The sequence below is a fragment of the Sphingomonas sp. JC676 genome, assembly GCF_014489075.1.
Classification (GTDB): Bacteria; Pseudomonadota; Alphaproteobacteria; order Sphingomonadales; family Sphingomonadaceae; genus Sphingomonas.
Genome location: NZ_JACTGR010000001.1, coordinates 1,381,639 through 1,402,431 on the forward strand (window position 1 = coordinate 1,381,639; position 20,793 = coordinate 1,402,431).

Below are 20,793 nucleotides of genomic sequence, written 5' to 3' on the forward strand. Positions count from 1 at the left end.
TTCCGACCAGATACTATGTGTTGGCCCACCAGGGTTTCGAGCGCGCCACCGCGAGTCCGCGCGTGTCGTTCGGCCATTTGCCGCTGACCGCGCAGTAGAAGTGATAGAGCGCCCCGTCGTGATAGATGACGGCCGGCTTATGGGCGTATTTCTCGTCGATCGTGCCCGGTGCGCCGACATCTATCAGCACTTCGTCGACCTTCTTGAAGTCGGTGAGCGTGTCGCCGATCGCGAGCAGGTCGCGCGCATAGCCGTCATGCGCCAGGCCGAAATAGAACATCGCCCATTTGTCGTGGTGCTTCACCACGACGGGGTCGCTCGCGAAGCGCCAGTCGGGCTTGCCGTCGGCGCCGTTTCGGATCAGCGGGCTCGCCGGATGCCGCGTCCAGGTCTTGAGGTCCTTCGACGTCACCAGCCCGGTCTGCTCGTGCCACGGCGTGTCGGTCGTCTTGGCGTTGTAGAACAAGTAGAAGGTGTCGCCCTCCTTGATCAGATAGGGCTTGTAGAGGCCGCCGCGCTCCCAGTCGGCGCCATCCTCGGCGTTCAGGATCACCGGGCCGCGCTCCCAGTGGATGAAGTCGTCGCTCCAGGCGAGGCCGATCACCGCGGCACCCTTCTCGTATCCGGCGTTCGGATAGGCATGCCATGCCGCCAGATAGCGCCCGTTCACTTTCACCAGCCGCGCCGGCGACATCAGGTCGTTCTCGCGCAGGATCGATGCGCAGGCGATGTTGTACTTGGTGATCGGGTCGTTCGGATCGCGCGCCATGATGACGCCCAGCCGGCGCCAGTTCAGCAGGTCGTCGGATTCGCAAATGCCGGTCTGGTAGCCGGTGCCGTCAAAACCGACATGGGTGGGATAGAATTTGCCGTTCGCCGAAAAGACGAACGGGCAATCGACCGCCTTCTCGTCGAAACTGCCTTTCACGCCCGATCCGGCAAGGATGAGCTTCGGGTATTTATAGGGCGTGCGGAACGGCGCGATCGGGTCCTTCGCGGCCGCCGTCATCGCGCGCGCGGCGCCCGGCATCAGCAGAGCCCCGGCACCCGCGGCACCCGCGCCCAGCAAGCCTCGACGATCGATCATCCTGTCTCTCCACGATTTTTGATGCCGGTTTCAGTGCAGATTTCAGTGCCAGTTTCAGTGGCTGTCGCGCGGAACCCCGAAGGTCTTGTCGATCCGCTGGAACTTCTCGGAGCCCTCCAGGATCGCGCCGGTGCCCAACTGGCCCACCGTCTCGCGCTGGATCGCCTGCCACGGCGTCTGGGATGCCGGAAAGGCGAAGCCGCCCCTCGCCTCGAGCTCGCGCCGACGTTCGGCAATCTCCTCGTCGCTGATCAGCAGGTCGACGCGGCCGAGGCCGACATCGATGCGGACCCGATCATAGGTCCGGACCAGCGCGAGGTTGCCTCCCGCCGCAGCCTCAGGGCTCGCGTTCAGGATCGACGGCGACCCCGATGTGCCCGACTGCCGGCCGTCACCCAGGCACGGCAGCTCGTGGATGCCCTGGCGGATCAGATAATTTGGCGGCCGCATGTTCACGACCTCGGCCGCGCCGGGATAGCCGACCGGACCCGTGCCGCGGATGACAAGGATGTCGGTGCCCGTGATGCCGACCGACTCGTCGTCGATCCGCCGGTGATAATCCTCGGGCCCTTCGAACACGATCGCCCGGCCTTCGAAGGCGTCGGGATCGTCGGGATTGGACAGGAAACGCGCGCGGAAATCGGGCGAGATCACGCTGGTCTTCATGATCGCGCTGTCGAACAGATTGCCGGTCATCACCTTGAAGCCGGCCCTGGCCTTGAGCGGCTGGTCGAAGGTGCGGATGACATCGGGCAGTTCGATCGTCGCGTCGCGGCAATTGTCACCGATCGTGCTGCCGTTGACGGTGAGCGCACCCTCCCGGATCAGGCCGTGCCGCATCAACTCGGCCACCACCGCGGGCACGCCGCCCGCATGGAAATAGTCTTCGCCCAGATATTCGCCGGCGGGCTGCAGGTTGACGAGCAGCGGCACGTCATAGCCCAGCTCCTGCCAGTCGGTGAGCGACAACTCCACGCCGACATGGCGCGCGATCGCGGCGAGATGGATCGGCGCGTTGGTCGAGCCGCCGATCGCCGAGTTCACGACGATCGCATTGAGGAACGCATCGCGCGTCATGATGGCGGACGGGCGAATGTCTTCCAGCACCAGCTCCACAGCGCGCTTGCCGGTGCGGTAGGCGATCTGCTGGCGCTCACGATAGGGCGCGGGGATCGCCGCCGATCCGGGAAGCTGCATGCCGAGCACCTCGGCGAGCGAGTTCATCGTCGTTGCCGTGCCCATCGTGTTGCAATAGCCGGTGGACGGCGCCGACGAGGCGACCAGTGCGACGAACTGCTTATAGTCGATCTCGCCCGCGGCGAGCAGCTGGCGCGCCTTCCACACGATCGTGCCGGAGCCGGTGCGCTCGCCCTTGTGCCAGCCATTGAGCATAGGCCCTACCGAGAGCGCGATCGCCGGAATATCGACCGTCGCCGCCGCCATCAGGCAGGCCGGGGTGGTCTTGTCGCAGCCGATCGTCAGCACCACGCCGTCGAGCGGATAGCCGTACAGCAGTTCGACCAGCCCCAGATAAGCGAGGTTGCGGTCGAGCCCCGCGGTCGGGCGCTTGCCGGTCTCCTGGATCGGATGCACCGGGAATTCCAGCGCGATGCCGCCCGCCTCGCGGATGCCCTCGCGCACACGCTCGGCCAGCACGATATGGTGCCGGTTGCACGGGCTGAGATCCGATCCGGTCTGAGCGATGCCGATGATCGGCTTGCCCGACTGGAGCTCCTCCAGCGTCAGTCCGTAGTTGAGGTAGCGCTCGAGATAGAGCGCGGTCATGTCCGGATTGTGGGGATTATCAAACCAAGAGCGCGAACGCAGCGTACGGGGCGGGTTTTCGTCTCGACTCATCTTAGGTCTTTGCCTCGATTTCGGCCTTTGCGAGGCGTTCCACGCCATGGCCAATGACATTGCGCATCGCCTGGGCGGCAGCGGCGCCATCCCGTACCTCGATCGCATCGACGATCCGCTCGTGCCCGCGCACGGAGACCTCGTGCTCGTCTTCTTCGCGGACCGGTGAGCTGAGCGTGAACGAAGCGACGAGCGCGGTTTCGACAACCGCCGACATGGACTGCATCAGCACATTGCCGGACGCGCGGCCCACCGCGCGGTGAAAGTCAAGATCGGCCTCGGCGAACTCGCGCGCGCTGCTCGTCGCGGCGCGCATCTCGGCGATGCAGCGGCGAAGCTCGGCAAGGTCCTCCGCCGAACGCCGCTCGGCGGCGACGAACGCGGCCGCAGGCTCGAGCGCCAGGCGCACCTCGGTCAGATCGCGGCGGAACCCCGCATCGAAGCTCTGCCCGACCTTCCACGACAGGACATCCGCGTCGAAGAAATTCCAGTGCGAGGAATCGAGCACCGTGGTGCCCACCCGCGTCTTCGAGACGATGAGCCCCTTCGCGGTCAGTGTCTTGAGCACCTCGCGCAATACCGTGCGTGAAACACCGAACCGGTGCAGGATCTCGCTTTCGCCGGGGATCTTGGAGCCGGGCGGATAGATACCGCCCAATATGTCCATGCCCAGCGCGCGGGCTACCTGGTCGTGGCTCGACAGCGTTCCTTCGGTATATTTGTGAAACTTGGCTGGGGAAGCCATCGTGGACCCTCCTGATCGATCGCTTCCGGCACGCGACATCAAATGTGACATTCGCATAACCGGACCGCCCCCGGACGATCCGGCAACGTTGACAGCGTCATCGGTCATCTACCGGCTCCAAGGCAATTGGAGCCGTGAATGGCGCGCATGCGCACGCCGCCGCGATGCGGGCTTGCGAGCCTTTCATTCCCCCTGTCCTCTCCGTTCATTCGCTCATTGGTAATATTTTATACAGACGCTGACAAGATCAGCAACACCTAGATGTTAGCGGTACCCGCAGAAAGATCGCCTTCGGAAGCATTTCGTCTACATGGGAGACACATTAGCGAGCGTGCGCGGTGGCGCCTAGAATCGCAGCGAGCATCCCGTCAATCATCGGATTCATCCAGTGGCGTGAATGCGAAATGGTCGCGGATACGGGCGTTGAAATAGCGCCCCTTGGACGTAGCGCTGCGCATCCCCTCGACGATGCGCGGAGGCACCGCATGATAGCGATAATGCCGCCCGGTCACGAACGTCACGTCGAGCGCGCGCTCGCCGGCGTCATAGTCGAAGGCCCGGATAACGCTCGAAGGCATGGCGGAACAACGCGCGATTCGGCTCCACGCTCCCGCTTGCGCGTCTCCCGCGCGCCTGCGATGCTTGACCCAATGAGCGAACTCGATGCCTTCATCGCCGGTCTGCCCAAGGCGGAGCTCCATCTCCACATCGAAGGCAGCCTCGAGCCCGAGCAGATGTTCGAATTCGCCCGGCGCAACAATGTCGCGATTCCCTTCGCCTCGGTCGAGGAAGTCCGCGCGGCCTATGACTTCTCGAACCTCCAGGATTTCCTCGACATCTATTATGCCGGCGCCAACGTGCTGCGCACCGAAGAGGATTTCCGCGACCTCGCCCTCGCCTATTTCGATCGCGCGGCCGCCGACGGCGTCGTCCATGCCGAGATCTTCTTCGATCCGCAGACGCACACGCATCGGGGCATCCCGTTCGGCGTGGCCGCCAACGGGCTGCTCACGGGCATGGCCGAAGCGGAGGCGAAGCACGGCCTCACCTCAAAGCTGATCCTGTGCTTCCTACGCCATCTCGACGAGGAGGACGCGTTCAAGACGCTCGGCCAGGCCCAGCCCTGGCTCGACCGGATCGAGGCGGTCGGCTTGGATTCCTCCGAAGTCGGCCATCCGCCTGCCAAGTTCGAGCGCGTCTTCGCCGCCGCCGCCGCGATGGGGCTCAAGCGCGTCGCCCATGCCGGCGAGGAGGGCCCGCCCGAATATGTCCTTGAGGCGCTCGACCTGCTTCATGTCGACCGGCTCGATCACGGCAACCGCAGCCTCGAGGATCCGCAGCTCGTCGCCCGGCTGGCACGATCGGGGATGACGCTCACCGTCTGTCCACTCTCCAACCTCAAGCTCTGCGTCGTCGATTCGATGGAGGCGCATCCGATCGACCGGATGCTGGCATTAGGCCTGCGCGCCACGATCAACTCGGACGATCCCGCCTATTTCGGCGGTTATGTCGCCGATAATTATCGTGCCGCCGCCAATGGCCGCGCGCTCGATCGCCGCGACCTGGTGACGCTGGCACGCAACAGCTTTCTGGGCTCCTTCCTGCCCGACGATGCGGTGGCGGCGCATCTCGCCCGGCTCGACGCCTATGTGGCGGCGAACTGATGGCGGGGATCGTCTTCACCCCTTTCACGCATGAAGAGATGGTCGCCGGCGTTCACGCCATCGCGGAAGGGTCTGGGACATGGAAACCATCGCTCCTGGTCGGCATCGGTCGCGGCGGGCTCACCCCGGCGGTGTTCCTGTCGCACCGCATGGGACTTCCGCTCGTGTCGATCGACCATTCCACGCGGATCGCGCAGTTCGGCGAAGAGCTGGTCGCCGTGCTCGCCCAGCGTACCCGCGAGGGCGACCGGCTGCTGTTCGTCGAGGATATCAACGACAGCGGCAAGACGATCGGCGAGATCCGCGCCGCGCTGGCTGCGGAGGGTGCCGTGGCCGAGCACATCCGCTTCGCCGTGTTGCTCGACAATATCCGCTCCAGCCAGAGCGTCGATTATCGTTTCCGCGAGATCGATCGCGCTACCCAGAAGGACTGGTTCGTCTTCCCCTGGGAGGCGATGGCGCCGCGCGAAACGCTTTCCGAAGAGGCCATGGCAGTGCCCGAGCGGCTCGCATGAGCCCCCTTCGTTCAGGCGCGGGCAATCGTAATTGTGCCACAGTTCATCGCGTCCAAACGCGGACCCAAAACCCAGGCACGCGCGTTCGTCTCGCAACAGGCAGTATCGAACTCTAAGTATCGGAGGAACAATGCTGAAAAGCAGCTTCACACGCCGGCGGGTCGCCGTGCTAACTCTCGCGGTCGCGGGCGGGCTTACGCTCGCGTCGTGCATGACCGCAACGCCCTATCAGCCAGCGACGGGATCGAGCGCCGCCACCCGCGGAGGCTATTCGGACACGCAGATCGAGAACAACCGATTCCGCATCAGCTTCTCGGGCAACACCCTGACCTCGCGCGAGACGGTCGAGCGCTACCTGCTCTATCGGGCGGCCGAGCTCACTGTGCAGAACGGCTTCGACTATTTCGTCCTGTCGGACCGCGATACCGAGAAGAAGAGCCAAACCTATCGCACGCCCGGCCTTGGCGGCTATGGCGCCGGCCCCTGGGGCTATTGGGGTCCGTCATGGCGCTTCTATCGCCCGCGCTGGGGCTGGCGGAGCTATGATCCCTTCTTCGACGATCCCTTCTGGAACGATCGCGACTGGGATTACCGCACGGTCAACAGCTACGAGGCGACCGCCGAGATCGTCACCGGCAAGGGCGCCAAGCCCGGCGACAATCTCCGCGCCTTCGATGCGCACGAGGTGCTGAACCGCCTCGGGCCGAAGATCGAAATGCCGAAGACGAAGTAACTTCTAGATCCTCCCCGAGCTCGCCTCGGGGAGGGGAACCATGCGCAGCATGGTGGAGGGCCGCCGTCAAAGACGGCGGTGTTCCACCACCGCCCCTCCCCGAGCAAGCTCGGGGAGGATTTTTTACGCCACCGCGCCGTGGCAGTGCTTGTACTTGCGGCCCGATCCACACGGGCACGGAGCGTTGCGGCTGACCAGTCCTTCCCACTGCGCCGGATCGGTACCCAGCTCCTCGCCGGTCGGCTGCGGAATGCCGAGCTGCGGCAGCCGCGTCGTCACCAGACCCGCCGAACCGCCATCCCAATCGAAGCTGTCGTCGTCGCCGGTCAGCGGATCGATATGTGTGGTCAGGAAGTCGGGCAGTTCGGGGAGCTCGGGCGTCGGCTGCATGCGGAACTGCGCGAAGCCGAGCGTGCGGGTCACGTCCTCGCGGATATTGCCCAGCATGCGCTCGAACATCGCGAACGCCTCGTGCTTATACTCGTTGATCGGCGTCTTCTGCGCATAGGCGCGCAGGTGCACGACCTGGCGCAGCGCATCGAGCATCGCGAGATGCTCCTTCCAGTGATGGTCCAGGTTCTGGAGCAGGATCGATTTCTCGATCTGCGTCCAGGTCTCCGGCTCCAACTCGGCCGCCTTGGCGTTCACCAGCGCGTCGGCCGCTTCGCGGATGCGCTCTTCGACCATCTCGGGCTCGATCGCTTCCTCGGCCTTGATCCATTCGTCGACCGGAGCCTCGACGTTGAGGATGGTCGAGACCTTCTCCTTCAGACCGGCGATGTCCCATTGCTCGGGATAGGAATTGGGCGGGCATGCCTCGCCGACGATCGCGTTCACGGTCTCCGCGCGCATGTCGACCACCACGTCGCCGACCGTGTCGGCGTCCATGATGTCGGCGCGCTGCTCGTAGATCACCTTGCGCTGATCGTTCATCACGTCGTCATATTCGACGACCTGCTTGCGGATATCGTAGTTGCGCGCCTCGACCTTCTTCTGTGCGGTCTCGATCGCCTTGGATAGCCATTTGCTGCCGATCGCCTCGCCGTCCTCGATGTTCGAGCGCATCATGCGGGCGAACAAGGTGTTCGAACCGAAGATGCGCAGCAGATCGTCGTCGAGCGACAGATAGAAGCGGCTGAGGCCCGGATCGCCCTGGCGGCCCGAACGGCCGCGCAGCTGGTTGTCGATGCGGCGGCTCTCATGCCGCTCGGTGCCGAGCACGAACAGGCCGCCCGCGGCGATCACCGCGTCCTTCTCGGTCTGGACCTCGGCCTTGATCTTCTCGATCGCTGCGTCGCGCTCCGGCCCCTCGGGCAATTCGGAGAGCTCGTCGTTGATCCGGAACTCGATATTGCCGCCCAGCTGGATGTCGGTGCCGCGGCCCGCCATGTTGGTCGAGACCGTCACTACGCCCAGCCGGCCCGCCTGCGCCACGATATGCGCCTCGCTCTCGTGGAAGCGGGCATTCAGCACCTCGTGCGGCACCTTTTCCTTCTTGAGGAACTCGGAGAGCAGCTCGGATTTCTCGATCGAGACGGTGCCGACCAGCACCGGCTGGCCCTTGGCGGAATGCTCCTTGATCTTCTTTGCGATCGCCGCGAACTTTTCCTCGGTCGTCTTGTAGAACTCGTCCTCCTCGTCGGCGCGCTTCACCGGCAGGTTGGTCGGGATGGTGACGACGTTCATCTTGTAGATGTCGTAGAATTCGGCCGCCTCGGTCGCTGCGGTGCCGGTCATGCCGCTCAGCTTGGGGTACATCCGGAAATAATTCTGGAAGGTGATCGAGGCGAGCGTCTGGTTCTCGGGCTCGATCTGGACACCTTCCTTGGCTTCCACGGCCTGGTGCAGGCCCTCGGACCAGCGGCGCCCGTCCATCATGCGGCCGGTGAATTCGTCGATGATGACGATCTTGCCGTCCTTGACGATATAATCGGTGTCGAGCTTGAACATCACGTTCGCGCGCAGCGCCTGGTTCAGGTGGTGGACCACCTGGGTGTTCTCGAAGTCGTAGAGGTTGGCACCAACCAGCAGCCCGGCATCCTCGAGCATCCGCTCGACCGTCTCGGTGCCGTCCTCGGTCAGCACGATCGTGCGCTGCTTCTCGTCCTTCTCATAGGTCGACGGGTCGAGCTTCTTCACCACCGCGTCGACGCCCATGTACAGCTCGCTGCGGTCGTCGGTCGGGCCCGAGATGATCAGCGGCGTGCGCGCCTCGTCGATCAGGATCGAATCGACTTCGTCGACGATCGCGAAATTGAAGGGCCGCTGCGTCATCGATGCGCGGTCATACTTCATGTTGTCGCGCAGATAGTCGAAGCCGAACTCGTTGTTCGTGCCGTAGGTGATGTCCGAACCATAGGCGTCGCGGCGGTCCTGGTCGGTCAGGTTCGGGATGATCACGCCCACGGTGAGGCCCAGGAAGCGATAGACCCGGCCCATCCACTCGGCGTCGCGCGAGGCGAGATAGTCGTTGACCGTGACGACGTGCACGCCGTCGCCCGGCAGCGCGTTCAGATAGGTGGCGAGCGTCGCGACCAGCGTCTTGCCCTCGCCCGTCCGCATCTCGGCGATCTCGCCGCGATGGAGCACGATGCCGCCGATCATCTGCACGTCATAGTGGCGCTGGCCGAGCACGCGCTTGGCCGCCTCGCGGACCGTGGCGAAGGCCTCGGGCAGCAGATTGTCGAGCTTCTCGCCATTGGCGAGCAACTCGCGGAACTTGGCCGTCTGGCCCTGCAGTTCCGCATCGCTCATCGCCGAGATGGTGGATTCGAAGCCGTTGATCTTGGCAACGATGGTGCCGAGCGACTTCACATAGCGTTCGTTGGAGGAACCGAAGAGGGTCTTGGCAAGGCCGCCGAACATGGGATTTCCTGTCGTATTGGATGTGGTCGGGCGGGCGCGGCACGCATTGCCGGCACCCAATGGCGATGCCGCCCCGGGGCGGCACGCAATAATGGAAAAGGCCCGCTATCCGCGGGCCGCGCATCACTCGCGCCGCTGCTCGAAGGCGAGGCGGAGGGAGGGGATCGGTGCCGCCGCGACGAGCGGGCGGACGACCTGCGAAACATGGCTGGCGGCGGCGGGCACCGCCACGCCGATCACGCGCCGCGCCGGCTGCACAGCCGCCTGCGCCGCCTGGGCCGCCTGCACCACCGCCACGCCCTGCACGGGCCGGCCCGCACGGTCGCCCGAGGCGCCGGTCAGGCTGGCAAACAGCGCAGTGAGGAGAAGCAGCAGTTCCAAGCGAATCTCTATGCGTGACGGATCAGCGCCGCCGGCAAGACGGTCGCTGCCAGCGACATAGTGATTGCCATGCCGTTCGTCTAATCAAAAGCTTGGTTACTGCGCGGGAGCGGGAGCCGGCGCGGCCACGAACGCGACGGACATGTCGAGCGGGGACAGCTTCTGGTTCTTCTTCACCGGATACTTCACCTGGGCCTGCGCCTGCTGGCACGCGACCTTGTCGATCGACGCGTTGCCGCTGGACTGCTTTACGGCACAGGTCTCCACGGCACCCTTGGCAGTGAATTCGAGATGGACGACCGGCGCCTGCGTATAGGTCACGGGCAGCTTCTGGACGTTGATGGTCAGGCCGGCAGGCGGGGTCTGCGTCATCAGCAGGGCGGAAAGGAGAAGCGCGGAATACATGGATCATTGCCTTTCGTTGGCCGAAGCGCGCGGCACCCTAGCAACGCGCGCACCAATGTCCACGAACCTTTGTTGTCGGCCTTACTCCCTTCCACGCTACTGCGCAAAAAAGCCGGAAGCATGCCAAGAAATCCTATTCGCCCTTCTTGCGCTCGGCAGGAATGGACGAACCGGAATAAATCTGAACCCAGCTCGCGCCCCTGCGCGTCTGCGGAGTTCCTAACCGCGCCACATCGTACTTCTCGTCGAGCGTCGTGCAATAATCGTTCGGGATAGACAGATCGCCCGAATGCTCGGTTTCCCGACAGTTGATCAGCTTGCCTTCCGGGCTCAGGTCGAAGCCGATGCGGATCGTGCTGCGCAGGGTCATACCGGAACGCACCTGCGCCGGCACGACTGGCGCAACCCCCTCGATGTTGAAGCCGATCCGGAAAAACACTGTCGCAGGAACGTCCGACGTCGCGTCCCGCCAAAGTGTCGCCATCACCGGCGGCACTGTGGATCCTACAACCGTGCAGAAATCACCTGCGTTTGGAAAGGGCGCCGCCGAGCAGGAAAGGACGTTGCCGTGCGTATCGACCAACAGACGGTTGACCACGTCGTACGCGATTGCGGGCGTGGGCGGCATCTCGGGCAATTCCCAGCGGAAGCGACTTCTCCAGCTTGCCGGCGCAGGCTTTCCTTTGAGATCGAGTGCCGGTGAGAATCGAGCACGGGCCATCATCACCGCGCAGGTCGCAGCGTCGAGCACAGTCGAAACGTGCTCGGCTATCTCGCAATGCGCCGGCACGCCATCGATGCCGATATCAAGGCGGAAGCCGACCGAACCTTGCTCATGGGCGCGGAGTGCGGCGACGGGATAATCGTCATTGGTGGCCCAGGTCGATGGATTGGTCAGGGGCACGGGCTTGCGCGAGCGTTCGCCCGTGAACTCGGGCGCGGGCGGTTGCGGCGGATTTGCCGGCTGTTGGGGCAAGCGTGCGAGCGCTTCCGTAATGGTATTGATCGCCTTGTCATCTAGCGGCGTGGGCGCGGTCTGGAGCAGGCCAGCCAATATGAACGACTGAAGCAGCATGATTCCCCCTGCGATCCGTTTCGCAAAGGTGGGTCGCGGCCGCAAGCCGAATGCCGCGCGGACGCTTTCCTTCACAGCATCGGCAGCTTATCGGGAGCGCATGTCCGACACGCCCTCTCCCCTCGCGCTCCCCTTCCCCGATCTCCCCGCGATCCCCGGCGTCGCGCTCCGCGTCGCCCGCGCGCGCTACAAGGACTGGGACCGCTGCGACCTGACCTTCGCCACGCTCGATCCCGGCACCAGCGTCGCTGGCGTGCTGACGCAGAGCCGCTGCCCCTCGCCCGAAGTCGAATGGTGTCGCAAGGCGCTGGTGCTCGGCCAGGCGCGCTCGCTGGTGGTCAATGCCGGCAATTCGAACGCCTTCACCGGCAATCGCGGCCGCGCCGCGGTCGAGGCGATCGCCGCGCGTGCGGCGGGCCATCTCGGCTGTGAGCCTTCGGACGTGTTCGTCGCCTCCACCGGCGTGATCGGCGTGCCGCTGCCGATCGACAAGGCCGAGGCCGGCCTCGACGCTGCCTTCACCGCCGAACCCTGCAGCTGGGAAGACGCCGCGACGACGATCGGGACCACCGATACCTTCGCCAAGGCGGCGGTGACGCAGGCGATCGTCGATGGCCGCACGGTCAATCTGGTCGGCTTCATCAAGGGATCAGGCATGATCGCGCCGGACATGGCGACGATGCTCGGCTTCATCTTCACCGATGCCGCAGTTACGCCAGAATTTCTGCAATCGGCGTTAAGCGCTGCCAATAGCAAGACTTTCTCTTGCATCACCGTCGATGGAGATACCTCGACCAGCGATACGATCCTCGCCTTCGCGACGGGCAAGGCAGGTAACGCGCCGCTCGCGAGCGAAGGGGATTCCGGCGCCGACGCCTTCCGCGCAGCGCTTGCCGATCTCTGCCACCAGCTCGCCTTGCTCGTCGTCCGCGACGGCGAAGGCGCGCAGAAGCTGATCGAGATCCAGGTCGAGGGCGCCGAGTCCGATCGCAGCGCGCACCGCATCGCGATGTCGATCGCCAACTCGCCGCTGGTGAAGACCGCGGTCGCCGGCGAGGACGCCAACTGGGGTCGTGTCGTCATGGCCGTCGGCAAGGCCGGCGAGCCCGCCGAGCGCGACAAGCTCGCGATCCGCTTCGGCACGACCCAGGTGGCGCGCGATGGCCTTGCGGTCGAAGGCTATGAGGAAGCGCCTGTCGCCGCCCATCTGAAGGGCCGCGAAATCGAGATCGGCGTCGATCTCGGGCTCGGCGAAGGCCGCGCCACGGTTTGGACCTGCGACCTGACGCACGGCTATATCTCGATCAACGCCGATTATCGGAGCTGAGCCGCGATGCTGACGATCTGGGGCCGGCTCAATTCGCACAATGTGAAGAAGGTCGCGTGGTTCGCGCACGAGCTGGGGATCGAACATGTCCGCCACGATGTCGGCGGGCAGTTCGGCATGGACCAGGCCTATCTGGCGAAGAATCCCAATGCGCTGATCCCGACGATCGAGGATGGCGACTTGGTGCTGTGGGAATCGAACGCGATCCTGCGCTATCTTGCCGCGCGCATGGCGGACAGGCATTCTGGCCCGCCGACCCGGCGGCGCGTGCGCTCGCCGATCGCTGGATGGACTGGCAGTTCGGCTATGCCGATGCCCAGCGCGGCGCTTTCGTCAATCTGATCCGCCGGCCACCGGGAGAGCGCGACGCCGATGCGATCACCTGCTCGGCACAGGCTTGCGCCAAACAGATGGCGATCCTCGACCGGTTCCTCGCCGACACGCTTTGGCTCTCGGGCACTGCATTCGGGATCGGGGACATCCCGATGGGCGTCTATGCGAACACCTGGTTCAATCTCGAGATCGAGCGGCCCGAGCTGGTGCACGTTGTGAACTGGTATGAACGGCTGCGCGAGAGGCCGGGCTATGCCAGTCAGGTGATGATCCCGCTCACCTGAGCGGAGATGGGAGGAGGCGGCGATGGAAGGCGGATGCTTGTGCGGGGCGGTTCGCTACCGCCTGCTATCCGACCCGTTCGATGCCGGCTGGTGCCATTGCCGCAATTGCCAGCGCATCTCGGGCGCGCCTGCAGTGGCATTCGCGAGCGTTCTCGCCGCCGACTATGTCTATGAAAGCGGTGCCGAACTGGTCGGCCGCTACGCTTCGACGCCGACCGACCATCGCGGCTTCTGCACGCGCTGCGGCTCGCAGCTCTACGGGTGCCGCAACGATGGCCCGACGATCGAGTTCAACCTTGCGACGCTCGACGATCCCGCCCCGGTCGTGCCGGGCTTCCACATCTATTATGAGCGACACATTCCCTGGGCGGAGGCGGCGGACGACAAGCCACGTCATGCCCGGTCCCGAAGGGAAACACCCGAACTCTAGAACGGCTTGTAATGTTGGATTTCAGGGCCGATCGACGGACGGCTCTTTCTCATCGTCGGGACTTCGAACGTGCGGAATTTCGGGAAGGAAGATTTTTCGACATAGCGGGTGTCAACCGTGTCAACTTGTCGCGGTCGAAAAGCTGCAGAACTCGCGCATTTCAGCCGATTCTCGCCAATCGCCGCGCCGTCGGGCGAATCAGCGCCCAACGTGTAGGTCAAAAGAGCAGCGCAATTAAAAAGCGGGAGCCATAAGCGCGCGATCGAATTTCGATCCGGCTAGGCCCCCGCCAATCGGATCAGAGCTCGCGCTCGATCCACTGCTTGATCGCGCTCTTGGGCATCGCGCCCACCTGCGTGGCGGCCTGCTGACCGTTCTTGAACAGGATCATCGTCGGAATGCCGCGTACGCCATACTTGGTCGGCGCATCGGGATTCTCGTCAATGTCGAGCTTTACGATCTGCACCTGCTCGCCCAGCTCCTCGGCCAGTTCCTCGAGCGCGGGCGCGATCATGCGACACGGCCCGCACCATTCCGCCCAGAAGTCGACGAGCACGGGCTTGTCGGACTGGAGGACATCGGTGTCGAAGCTGGCGTCGGTGGTAGCCCTGGTGGCCATTGGGAAATCTCCTGAACGTGTTGGGCGTTAACTTATGTACGGAGCACGCCCTACTCAAGCGCGCAAAGGCAAGCTTTGCTCCGAGGGGGTGAAGCCCGGCTTGTGCGCAGCGAGCAGCTCGGGCGGCAAGAGGTGGAGCACCGGCCCCGCCGCATAGAGCAATGCCGCCTCTACCCGGCGGCTCGGGAAGATCACTGCCAGCGCAGCGGCATAAGCCGCCATCTGGCGCAGATGATAGCCGGGAATATCGTCCAGCGTCCCGGGCGCGCGCCGGCCGGTCTTGAAATCGACGACGCGAACGCGGTCCGGCAACACGACGAGCCGATCCACGGTGCCGGATACGACCAGTCCGCCGTCCACAACCGCCGCGATCGGCGCCTCGGCCAGTGAATCCGTGCCGAACAGTTCGGCGAACCGCGCATCCTCGGTCACCGCCAGCGCCGCGCGGACGAGCTCGGCACGAAGCGCTCCGTCTTCCACTCCACCGGCGCCTGCCAGCCACCGCTCGGCCGCCTCGGCGCGCTTCTCGGGCGCGACGCCGGGGAGACGCTCGAACAGTGCATGCAGCAATCTCCCCCGCTCGGCCGAGGCCCGCAGTGCCGGAGTGGGCGGCGGATCGGCAACCAGATCCTCGCCTAACGACGAAGGCGCGAGCGGACGCGGCGGACGCGCTTCCTCGGGCGCCGGCGTCGAAATCCAATCGGGCAGCGAGGCAGAATGCGCGACGGCCGGGGTGCTGCGCTCTTCCATCGCCACGGGTCGCTCCAGCTTCGTCCCCCGGAATTCCCGCTCGCCCGCGTCTCCGGGCACGCCCAGCGCGTCGAACGCTGCCGCGCATGCCGCATACCAACTCGCCTTGGGCGGCTCGCCCTTGGCCATCGGCCCCAGCGCGCCGGTCACCACCAGCCGCTCCTCCGCCCGCGTTGCCGCGACGTAGAAGAGCCGCCAATGCTCCTGCAGCTCGCGCGCATCGGCTTCGGCGACCATATCGTCCAGCGGCCCCCCCCGCTCCCCGGATCGAGGCCGGAAGATCGGGAATTTCTCTCCTTCATGCCCTTCCGGACCCCAGAGCAGCAGGTCGCGCGGGCTGCGCGTCGGATCGACCGTGGCATCGGCCAGGATCACCAAAGGCGCCTGCAGGCCCTTGGCGCCATGCGCGGTCATCACCCGCACCGCCCCCTGCGGCTGCGCGGCATCGCGGACGATCTCGACATCGCCGCGATCGAACCAGTCGAGAAAGCGCTGGAGCGACGGCGTCGCCACCTTCTCGAAATTGAGCGCTGCGTTGAGCAGTTCCTCGATCGGATCGCGCGCCTCCTCGCCCAGCCGCAGCAGCAGTTTTCGGCGCCCCTGCATCGGCCCCGACAATATCTCCTCAAGGAAACGATAGGGCGTCGCGATATCCGCGCGCCGCAGCAGCTCGAAGAGCGGCATCAGCCGCTCCTCCGGCTGGGTCGCGCGCAGATGCCGCCAAAGCCCCCCCTTCTCACGCACCGCAGCGGCCATCAGTTCGTCCTGGCTCCAGCCGATCAGCGGCGAGACCAGCAGCGACGCCAGCGACAGGTCGTCCTCGGGCTGCAGCGCGAAGCGGATCGCCGCGAGCAGGTCCTGTACCGCCAGCGGCGCATTGAGCCGCAGCCGGTCCACACCCGCCACCGGCACGCCCTCGGCATAGAGCCGCGCGACGATCAGCGAGGCCAGCTCGCCGCGCCTTTTCACCAGGATCATCACATCCTCGGGCGCCAGCGGCCGCCCCTTGCTCTCCAGCATCAGGCCTTGGTCGAGCCAGGCCTTGATCGCCCGCGCGATCCTTTTGGCATGCTCGCGGGTGGCGTCGCGCACCCATTCCTCTTCGTCGGCCTCGCTGCCGCCCTCGATCGTCGTCGGCCAGATCGTCACCGTCCCCGGCCCAGGCACTTCGCTGGCATGCGGCTCGACATCGCTCAGGTCACCCATCCCTGGCGCCGGAAGCTCCCCAATCGCGGCGTCGACGAACTCCAGCACCGGCCGGGTCGAGCGGAAGCTGTGGGTTAGCGACAGCGATTCCAGCTCGCTCATATCGCCTTCATATTCCGCACCAAGCCGTGACTTCGCCAGGAAGCGCTCAAACGCAGCGCGGAAAAAGATCGGATCGGTCCCCTGGAAACCGAAGATCGCCTGCTTGTAGTCGCCGACGGTGAACAGCGTCCGCACCGTCTCCCCACGCGCACCCAGCCCTGCGAAGAACTCGTCGGCCACCGCGCTGACGATCGCCCATTGCTTGGGATTGGTGTCCTGCGCCTCGTCGATCAGCACATGCTCGGTCACCTGGTCGAGCTTGAAGCGCACCCACTCGCCCATGCCCGGCTGCCCCAGCAGCGCCACCGTCGCGCGGATCAGATCGTCGAAATCGACCGCGCCCACGCGCCGCTTCGCCGCGGCATAGGTCCGCGCATAGTCGCGCCCGGCCTCCAGCGCGCGCGCCAGCAGATCGGCATAGTCCGCGCGTACCTTCATCTGGAGCAGCGCCCCGCAGCTTCCGTGCAGGCGCATCGCCAGATTGGCATAGGCGGGATCTTGCGGCGCCTGTCCCTTGCCGAACGAGCGCGGTTCGCCCTTCGCGGTCGCCCAGACCGAATGGAGATCCGTCAGCCCCGCCGCGCGTGCTTCCGGCGGCTGACGCAGCCATGCCGCGATAATGTCGGCACGCTCCAGCCCCTTGCCGGTGCCCCAATCGGCACTGAGCACCGCGATCGTCCGCAGCGACGCAAGATCGAACGCGTCGTCCCCGCAGTTGCGCACCAGTTCCTCGCCGATATCGCCGCTCGGCAAATCGAGCGCACGCCGCAGGAAAGGCTGGATGCCGGCCGGCAGGTCCTCCATCGCCTCCGCCGCGCCCGCGCAGGTCTTCAGGAACGCTTCGGCCTTGCCCTCGCCCAGCCTCAGGCTCAGCGCGCCCACCGCGTCGATCAGAGCGGTGCGCCCCTCGCGCTCGGCATCGACCAGCATCTCGGCCAGCGCCTCGCGCGCCAGCACCGCCTCCTCGCGCTGGTCGAGCGGACGGAAGCCTGGCACCAGCCCCGCCTCCAGCGGAAAGCCCGCGAGTAGGCTCTGGCAGAAGCTGTGGATCGTCTGGATGCGGATGCCGCCGCCCGGCGCGTCGAGCACCTTGGCGAACAAGGTCCGTGCCCGCGCCACCGCCGCGATCGACGAATCCTCCCCCAGTCCATCCAAATCACGCGACACGTCCTCGCGCTTCGCCCGCACCCAGTATGCCAGCCGCCCGGTGATCCGCTCGGACATCTCGGCCGCGCCCGCCTTGGTGAAGGTCAGACACAGGATCGCGCCGGGATCGACCCCCGCGAGCAGCAGCCGCCACACGCGCGCCGCCAGCACCTGCGTCTTGCCCGTGCCCGCTGATGCCGACAGCCAGATATGCCGCCCCGGATCGCTCGCGGTGCGCTGGTTGCCCTTCAATTTATGGAGCGGACGGACCTCAGTCACGGCCATACCATTCGTCGCGACGCATCAGCTGGTCATATTCGGTATAGGGTGCGTAATCGGGATGGAGCTTGGCAGTGAACGGTTCATCGCCGGTCAGCCACATGCGCGCTGCGCCCTCGAACTGCGCCACCGCTCGATCGACGAACTCGTTGGCCGGCAGATAGTCGCGCCGCTTCGGGTCGCACGGGCTTTCGACATAGCCGAACCCGCCGAACTTGTTGCGCGACAGCGACCAATATTCGAACCCAGTCGCCCGCCCCGCGATCCCGTCAAACCCGCCGCGCTCTGCGATCAGCCCGAGCAGCCCCAATTGCAGGCTGAACCCCTCGCGCACCGCCGCCAGGCTAGGCGGTTTGCCGGTCTTATAGTCCACGATCGCGAGGTTCCCGTCCGCCAGGCGGTCGATCCTATCGAACGTCCCGCTCAGCGCGACTCCGTCGAAAACGATCGCGCCGCGCTTCTCCACCGCCAGCACCTTCCGGGCCGGATCGGCGGCGATCTGCGTAGCGATCCAGTCGATCGCCTCCCGCAGTCGCGGCTGCCACAGCGCCCGCATCATCGGATGGGTGCGCTCGTCGGCCAGCATCGCCTCGGCGCGCGCGCTCAATTTCTCCGGCGCGCAATCATCAATTTCAAACCAGTTCTCAAGAACCGCGTGCACCGCGGTGCCTCGCCACGCCGCGCTCGGGTCAGCGTCGACCGGATCGAGCGGCATCAACCGCAGCATCCGCCGCGCGTAGAAGGCATAGGGGTCCGCCTTCAGCCGGTCGACTTCTGTCACCGATATCGCCTTGGGCCGCGCCGCGACCGCCGGCATCGGCGCAGGCCGCTCGGCGGGCTCGTGTGCGCCGGGATCGTCAATCCCCTTTAACCAGACCGCCAGATCGCCCGCCCGTTCCAGACCGCCGGACAGCGCCTCCAGCCGCAGCCAGAAGCGCGAGGCGATAGTGGGCGCCGAAGCGTCGCGCCGCGACCGTGTCAGCAGTACCTCGGGCGCGCCCAAGCCGCTAGCGAGGTCATGCGCCGCGAGCCCAATCCGCCGTTCCAGCCCCGGCATGCCCAGTTCGGCACGGATGCGCGGTGCCAGCCAGGGGTCGGGTGCAGGCAGGCCAGGCCAGACGCCTTCGTTGAGCCCGCCCAGGATCATCAGGTCGGCGGTCTGCAGCCGCGCCTCGATCACGCCGAGGATCGCCAGCCGTGGATGCCCACCCTGCGGCGGCCGCACCGCCGTCTCGTCCATCAAGGTACGCAGCATCAGCCCCAGCGCGTCCGGCTCAGCGAGCGCCGGCCCGTGCGCCACCTCGCGCTCCAGATCGTCGAGCAGATCGGCCACCGCGCGTCCATCCGCACGGCTCCACAGGCTGTCGCCGCCCAGCGCCTGCGCGGCCTCGCGCAATGTCGCGATCAGGGCCCGCAGAGGCTGGGGCCCGATGCCGAACAACACTTCCAGCGGCGCGAGCAGCGCGCGCGCTTCAGGCCACCACCCCTGCGCTACCCGCCGCAAATGTCCGTCACGCCCGTCCTGTTCGGCGAGATGCCGGTCGATTCCCGTCAACCCCGGCGCCGGGCGCGGACCCCTGAGCGCCCGGTCGAGCGATCGCGCGCCCTCCAGCCATTCTAGCCGCGTCTCCGGCATCACCAGCGGATGCTTGAGCAGGGTCAGCAGTGCCATCGGTGCGAAGGCCTGGCTTGCCGCATCGGCCAACGCGAGCAGCAGCGTCCCCGGCGGCAGCACAGAGAGCGGTTGCCCCGCCGAATCGTCGATCGCCAGCCCCCAGCGCGCGCAATGCGCCGCCACGCGCCGCGCCAGTGCGCGATCGGGCGTCACCAAAGCAGCGGTGCGCCCCGGCGTCTCCAGCGTCTCGCGCAGCGCCAATGCAATCGCCTGCGCCTCCTCGGCCGGGGTCGCGACCTCCAGCGCACGCACCCCGTCCAGCCGCCGCTCGGCGCGCGGGAGGTCAGTCCAGCCATGCGTTAGCTCGGGCGGCTGCATCGCCGAGGCGATCGCCCTGCTGCGTGCCGGTGGCGCATCCAGTTCGCTCGCCGCGCGCCACGAATCGAACTCGCTGCGATGCACGCCCATCCGCTCGAGCAGCAGTTTTAGATGATATTGCGGGTGCGTCTCGACGCTCCGCCGTCGGCGTCCGGTAACGGGATCTGGCGGAAACGGGCCCAGCGAGTCCCACTCGGCATCGCTGATGCCGGTCGCAAGTCCCGGCAGGACCACCATCCCCAGCGGCATCCCCGCCACCACGCGCAGCAGCCGCGCAAAGGCCGGCGCCGACGTGGTGATGCCCGCCGCGCACACGAAGCCCAGCGGTGGCGTCTGGCGCCAACGCTTCGCCACCTTGTCGAGCAGACGCCGCCGCCGCTCGGCGAGGTCGATCCGCCCCAGCTTCGCCAGTTCCTCGGGCCAGCGCGTCAGCACAGTCTCGAACAGGGCCAGCGAGCGTTCCCAATGCGCCGAAAGCTCGGGTCCCAGTTCCAATTCGCGCAACCGCCGCGGATGCACCTCCTCGATCAGCAACTGGTCGAGCGTCGCCGCAAGCTCGCCCGCCAGCCGCACCGCCTCCGCCGCATCCACCGGCGACCCGCTCGCCTGGATCAGCCGCGCCAGGATCATCCGCCGCTGGAGCGGCTCCACCGCCGGCGGCACCGGCTCCGCATCGTCGACCGCATCGAACACCGCCTCGTCGAGCTCGGGATCACCTACCGCGACCAGCCGCGGCAACAGCAGCCCGCCCGCGCTCGCGCGCACGAACGCGTCCTGGATCGCCCGCTTGGCGCGATTGTTGGGCAGCAGCACCGTCCCCCGCGCCAGCCGCATCGGATCGCTGCCGAACCGCCGGATCAGCCCGATCGCCAGCGCATCGGCAAAGGCGCGGTGCGGGGGAATGGTGTAGAGGTGGAGGCGTTCGGGCATTGTCGAGAAGATGCTTACTATCTCGCGCCCCACCAAGGGAGAGGCCTCCGACAGGGGTCTGTGGATA

General features: G+C 66.1%; 16 protein-coding genes and 1 pseudogene. 6 read left to right on the forward strand and 11 right to left on the reverse strand.

Translation table 11 applies throughout. From position 1 onward, the window contains the following. Window positions 1-13: 13 nt before the first annotated feature. The 4 genes from IAG41_RS06435 to IAG41_RS06450 all read right to left on the reverse strand — a co-directional run bounded on the left by IAG41_RS06435 (window position 14) and on the right by IAG41_RS06450 (window position 4,267). Complete coding sequence (locus IAG41_RS06435) at window positions 14-1,087, reverse strand: hypothetical protein (protein ID WP_187727678.1); 1,074 nt, start codon at window positions 1,085-1,087, stop codon at window positions 14-16. Between the two features lie 54 nt (window positions 1,088-1,141). Beyond that, window positions 1,142-2,944: an IlvD/Edd family dehydratase gene (locus tag IAG41_RS06440; protein ID WP_187727679.1), complete on the reverse strand. Its 1,803-nt coding sequence runs from the start codon at window positions 2,942-2,944 to the stop codon at window positions 1,142-1,144. Between the two features lies 1 nt (window position 2,945). Further along, a complete protein-coding gene (locus tag IAG41_RS06445) occupies window positions 2,946-3,689 on the reverse strand; it encodes a FadR/GntR family transcriptional regulator (protein ID WP_187727680.1) in 744 nt (247 codons plus the stop codon). 368 nt (window positions 3,690-4,057) lie between these two features. Next, on the reverse strand, window positions 4,058-4,267 hold the full coding sequence (locus tag IAG41_RS06450) for a KTSC domain-containing protein (RefSeq protein WP_187727681.1): 210 nt from the start codon (window positions 4,265-4,267) through the stop codon (window positions 4,058-4,060). 72 nt (window positions 4,268-4,339) lie between these two features. Between IAG41_RS06450 and IAG41_RS06455 the strand changes: the two genes are divergently transcribed. The 3 genes from IAG41_RS06455 to IAG41_RS06465 all read left to right on the forward strand — a co-directional run bounded on the left by IAG41_RS06455 (window position 4,340) and on the right by IAG41_RS06465 (window position 6,601). Further along, window positions 4,340-5,353, forward strand: coding sequence for an adenosine deaminase (locus IAG41_RS06455; protein ID WP_187727682.1), 1,014 nt, complete (start codon window positions 4,340-4,342; stop codon window positions 5,351-5,353). Next, entirely contained in the window at window positions 5,353-5,868 is a 516-nt protein-coding gene (locus IAG41_RS06460; protein WP_187727683.1) for a phosphoribosyltransferase, read from the forward strand. The genes IAG41_RS06455 and IAG41_RS06460 overlap by 1 nt, the downstream gene beginning before the upstream one ends. A 130-nt stretch (window positions 5,869-5,998) precedes the next feature. Continuing rightward, window positions 5,999-6,601, forward strand: a complete 603-nt coding sequence (locus IAG41_RS06465; RefSeq protein ID WP_187727684.1) for a CC0125/CC1285 family lipoprotein — start codon at window positions 5,999-6,001, stop codon at window positions 6,599-6,601. Window positions 6,602-6,724: 123 nt separating this feature from the next. Here IAG41_RS06465 and secA read toward each other — a convergent pair whose 3' ends face one another. The 4 genes from secA to IAG41_RS06485 form a co-directional block, all read right to left on the reverse strand. Then, the gene (gene secA / locus IAG41_RS06470; protein WP_187727685.1) at window positions 6,725-9,466 is read right to left on the reverse strand and encodes a preprotein translocase subunit SecA; all 2,742 of its coding nucleotides are present in this window, start codon (window positions 9,464-9,466) and stop codon (window positions 6,725-6,727) included. Between the two features lie 123 nt (window positions 9,467-9,589). Then, a complete protein-coding gene (locus tag IAG41_RS06475; RefSeq protein ID WP_187727686.1) occupies window positions 9,590-9,847 on the reverse strand; it encodes a hypothetical protein in 258 nt (85 codons plus the stop codon). 96 nt (window positions 9,848-9,943) lie between these two features. Beyond that, window positions 9,944-10,252, reverse strand: a complete 309-nt coding sequence (locus tag IAG41_RS06480; protein ID WP_187727687.1) for a hypothetical protein — start codon at window positions 10,250-10,252, stop codon at window positions 9,944-9,946. A 133-nt stretch (window positions 10,253-10,385) separates the two neighbouring features. Further along, the gene (locus tag IAG41_RS06485; protein WP_187727688.1) at window positions 10,386-11,402 is read right to left on the reverse strand and encodes an energy transducer TonB; all 1,017 of its coding nucleotides are present in this window, start codon (window positions 11,400-11,402) and stop codon (window positions 10,386-10,388) included. A 25-nt stretch (window positions 11,403-11,427) separates the two neighbouring features. Between IAG41_RS06485 and argJ the strand changes: the two genes are divergently transcribed. The 3 genes and pseudogenes from argJ to IAG41_RS06500 all read left to right on the forward strand — a co-directional run bounded on the left by argJ (window position 11,428) and on the right by IAG41_RS06500 (window position 13,701). Then, complete coding sequence (gene argJ, locus IAG41_RS06490) at window positions 11,428-12,654, forward strand: bifunctional glutamate N-acetyltransferase/amino-acid acetyltransferase ArgJ (RefSeq protein WP_187727689.1); 1,227 nt, start codon at window positions 11,428-11,430, stop codon at window positions 12,652-12,654. A gap of 6 nt (window positions 12,655-12,660) precedes the next feature. Further along, a pseudogene (locus IAG41_RS06495) lies at window positions 12,661-13,271 on the forward strand (glutathione S-transferase family protein). A gap of 22 nt (window positions 13,272-13,293) precedes the next feature. Continuing rightward, window positions 13,294-13,701 carry a GFA family protein gene (locus IAG41_RS06500; protein WP_187727690.1) on the forward strand — a complete coding sequence of 136 codons (408 nt, stop codon included), beginning with the start codon at window positions 13,294-13,296 and terminating at the stop codon, window positions 13,699-13,701. Window positions 13,702-13,999: 298 nt separating this feature from the next. Here the strand turns inward: IAG41_RS06500 and trxA are convergent, their stop codons facing one another. Genes trxA through addB form a run of 3 tightly spaced genes read right to left on the reverse strand, consistent with a single transcriptional unit; the run spans window position 14,000 to window position 20,726 of the window. After that, complete coding sequence (trxA, locus tag IAG41_RS06505; RefSeq protein ID WP_187727691.1) at window positions 14,000-14,320, reverse strand: thioredoxin; 321 nt, start codon at window positions 14,318-14,320, stop codon at window positions 14,000-14,002. A gap of 54 nt (window positions 14,321-14,374) precedes the next feature. Further along, window positions 14,375-17,809: a double-strand break repair helicase AddA gene (gene addA, locus IAG41_RS06510; protein ID WP_187727692.1), complete on the reverse strand. Its 3,435-nt coding sequence runs from the start codon at window positions 17,807-17,809 to the stop codon at window positions 14,375-14,377. Next, window positions 17,796-20,726, reverse strand: coding sequence for a double-strand break repair protein AddB (gene addB / locus IAG41_RS06515; RefSeq protein WP_187727693.1), 2,931 nt, complete (start codon window positions 20,724-20,726; stop codon window positions 17,796-17,798). The genes addA and addB overlap by 14 nt, the downstream gene beginning before the upstream one ends. Window positions 20,727-20,793: the final 67 nt, after the last annotated feature.

Excerpts from the sequence above, each read along its gene's own strand:
- IAG41_RS06480 (WP_187727687.1), bottom strand. The coding sequence starts at position 10,252 with ATGTATTCCGCGCTTCTCCTTTCCGCCCTGCTGATGACGCAGACCCCG.
- IAG41_RS06460 (WP_187727683.1), top strand. The coding sequence starts at position 5,353 with ATGGCGGGGATCGTCTTCACCCCTTTCACGCATGAAGAGATGGTCGCC.
- IAG41_RS06455 (WP_187727682.1), top strand. The coding sequence starts at position 4,340 with ATGAGCGAACTCGATGCCTTCATCGCCGGTCTGCCCAAGGCGGAGCTC.
- IAG41_RS06450 (WP_187727681.1), bottom strand. The coding sequence starts at position 4,267 with ATGCCTTCGAGCGTTATCCGGGCCTTCGACTATGACGCCGGCGAGCGC.
- IAG41_RS06500 (WP_187727690.1), top strand. The coding sequence starts at position 13,294 with ATGGAAGGCGGATGCTTGTGCGGGGCGGTTCGCTACCGCCTGCTATCC.
- secA (WP_187727685.1), bottom strand. The coding sequence starts at position 9,466 with ATGTTCGGCGGCCTTGCCAAGACCCTCTTCGGTTCCTCCAACGAACGC.
- argJ (WP_187727689.1), top strand. The coding sequence starts at position 11,428 with ATGTCCGACACGCCCTCTCCCCTCGCGCTCCCCTTCCCCGATCTCCCC.
- IAG41_RS06445 (WP_187727680.1), bottom strand. The coding sequence starts at position 3,689 with ATGGCTTCCCCAGCCAAGTTTCACAAATATACCGAAGGAACGCTGTCG.
- addA (WP_187727692.1), bottom strand. The coding sequence starts at position 17,809 with ATGGCCGTGACTGAGGTCCGTCCGCTCCATAAATTGAAGGGCAACCAG.
- trxA (WP_187727691.1), bottom strand. The coding sequence starts at position 14,320 with ATGGCCACCAGGGCTACCACCGACGCCAGCTTCGACACCGATGTCCTC.
- IAG41_RS06440 (WP_187727679.1), bottom strand. The coding sequence starts at position 2,944 with ATGAGTCGAGACGAAAACCCGCCCCGTACGCTGCGTTCGCGCTCTTGG.
- IAG41_RS06435 (WP_187727678.1), bottom strand. The coding sequence starts at position 1,087 with ATGATCGATCGTCGAGGCTTGCTGGGCGCGGGTGCCGCGGGTGCCGGG.
- IAG41_RS06465 (WP_187727684.1), top strand. The coding sequence starts at position 5,999 with ATGCTGAAAAGCAGCTTCACACGCCGGCGGGTCGCCGTGCTAACTCTC.
- addB (WP_187727693.1), bottom strand. The coding sequence starts at position 20,726 with ATGCCCGAACGCCTCCACCTCTACACCATTCCCCCGCACCGCGCCTTT.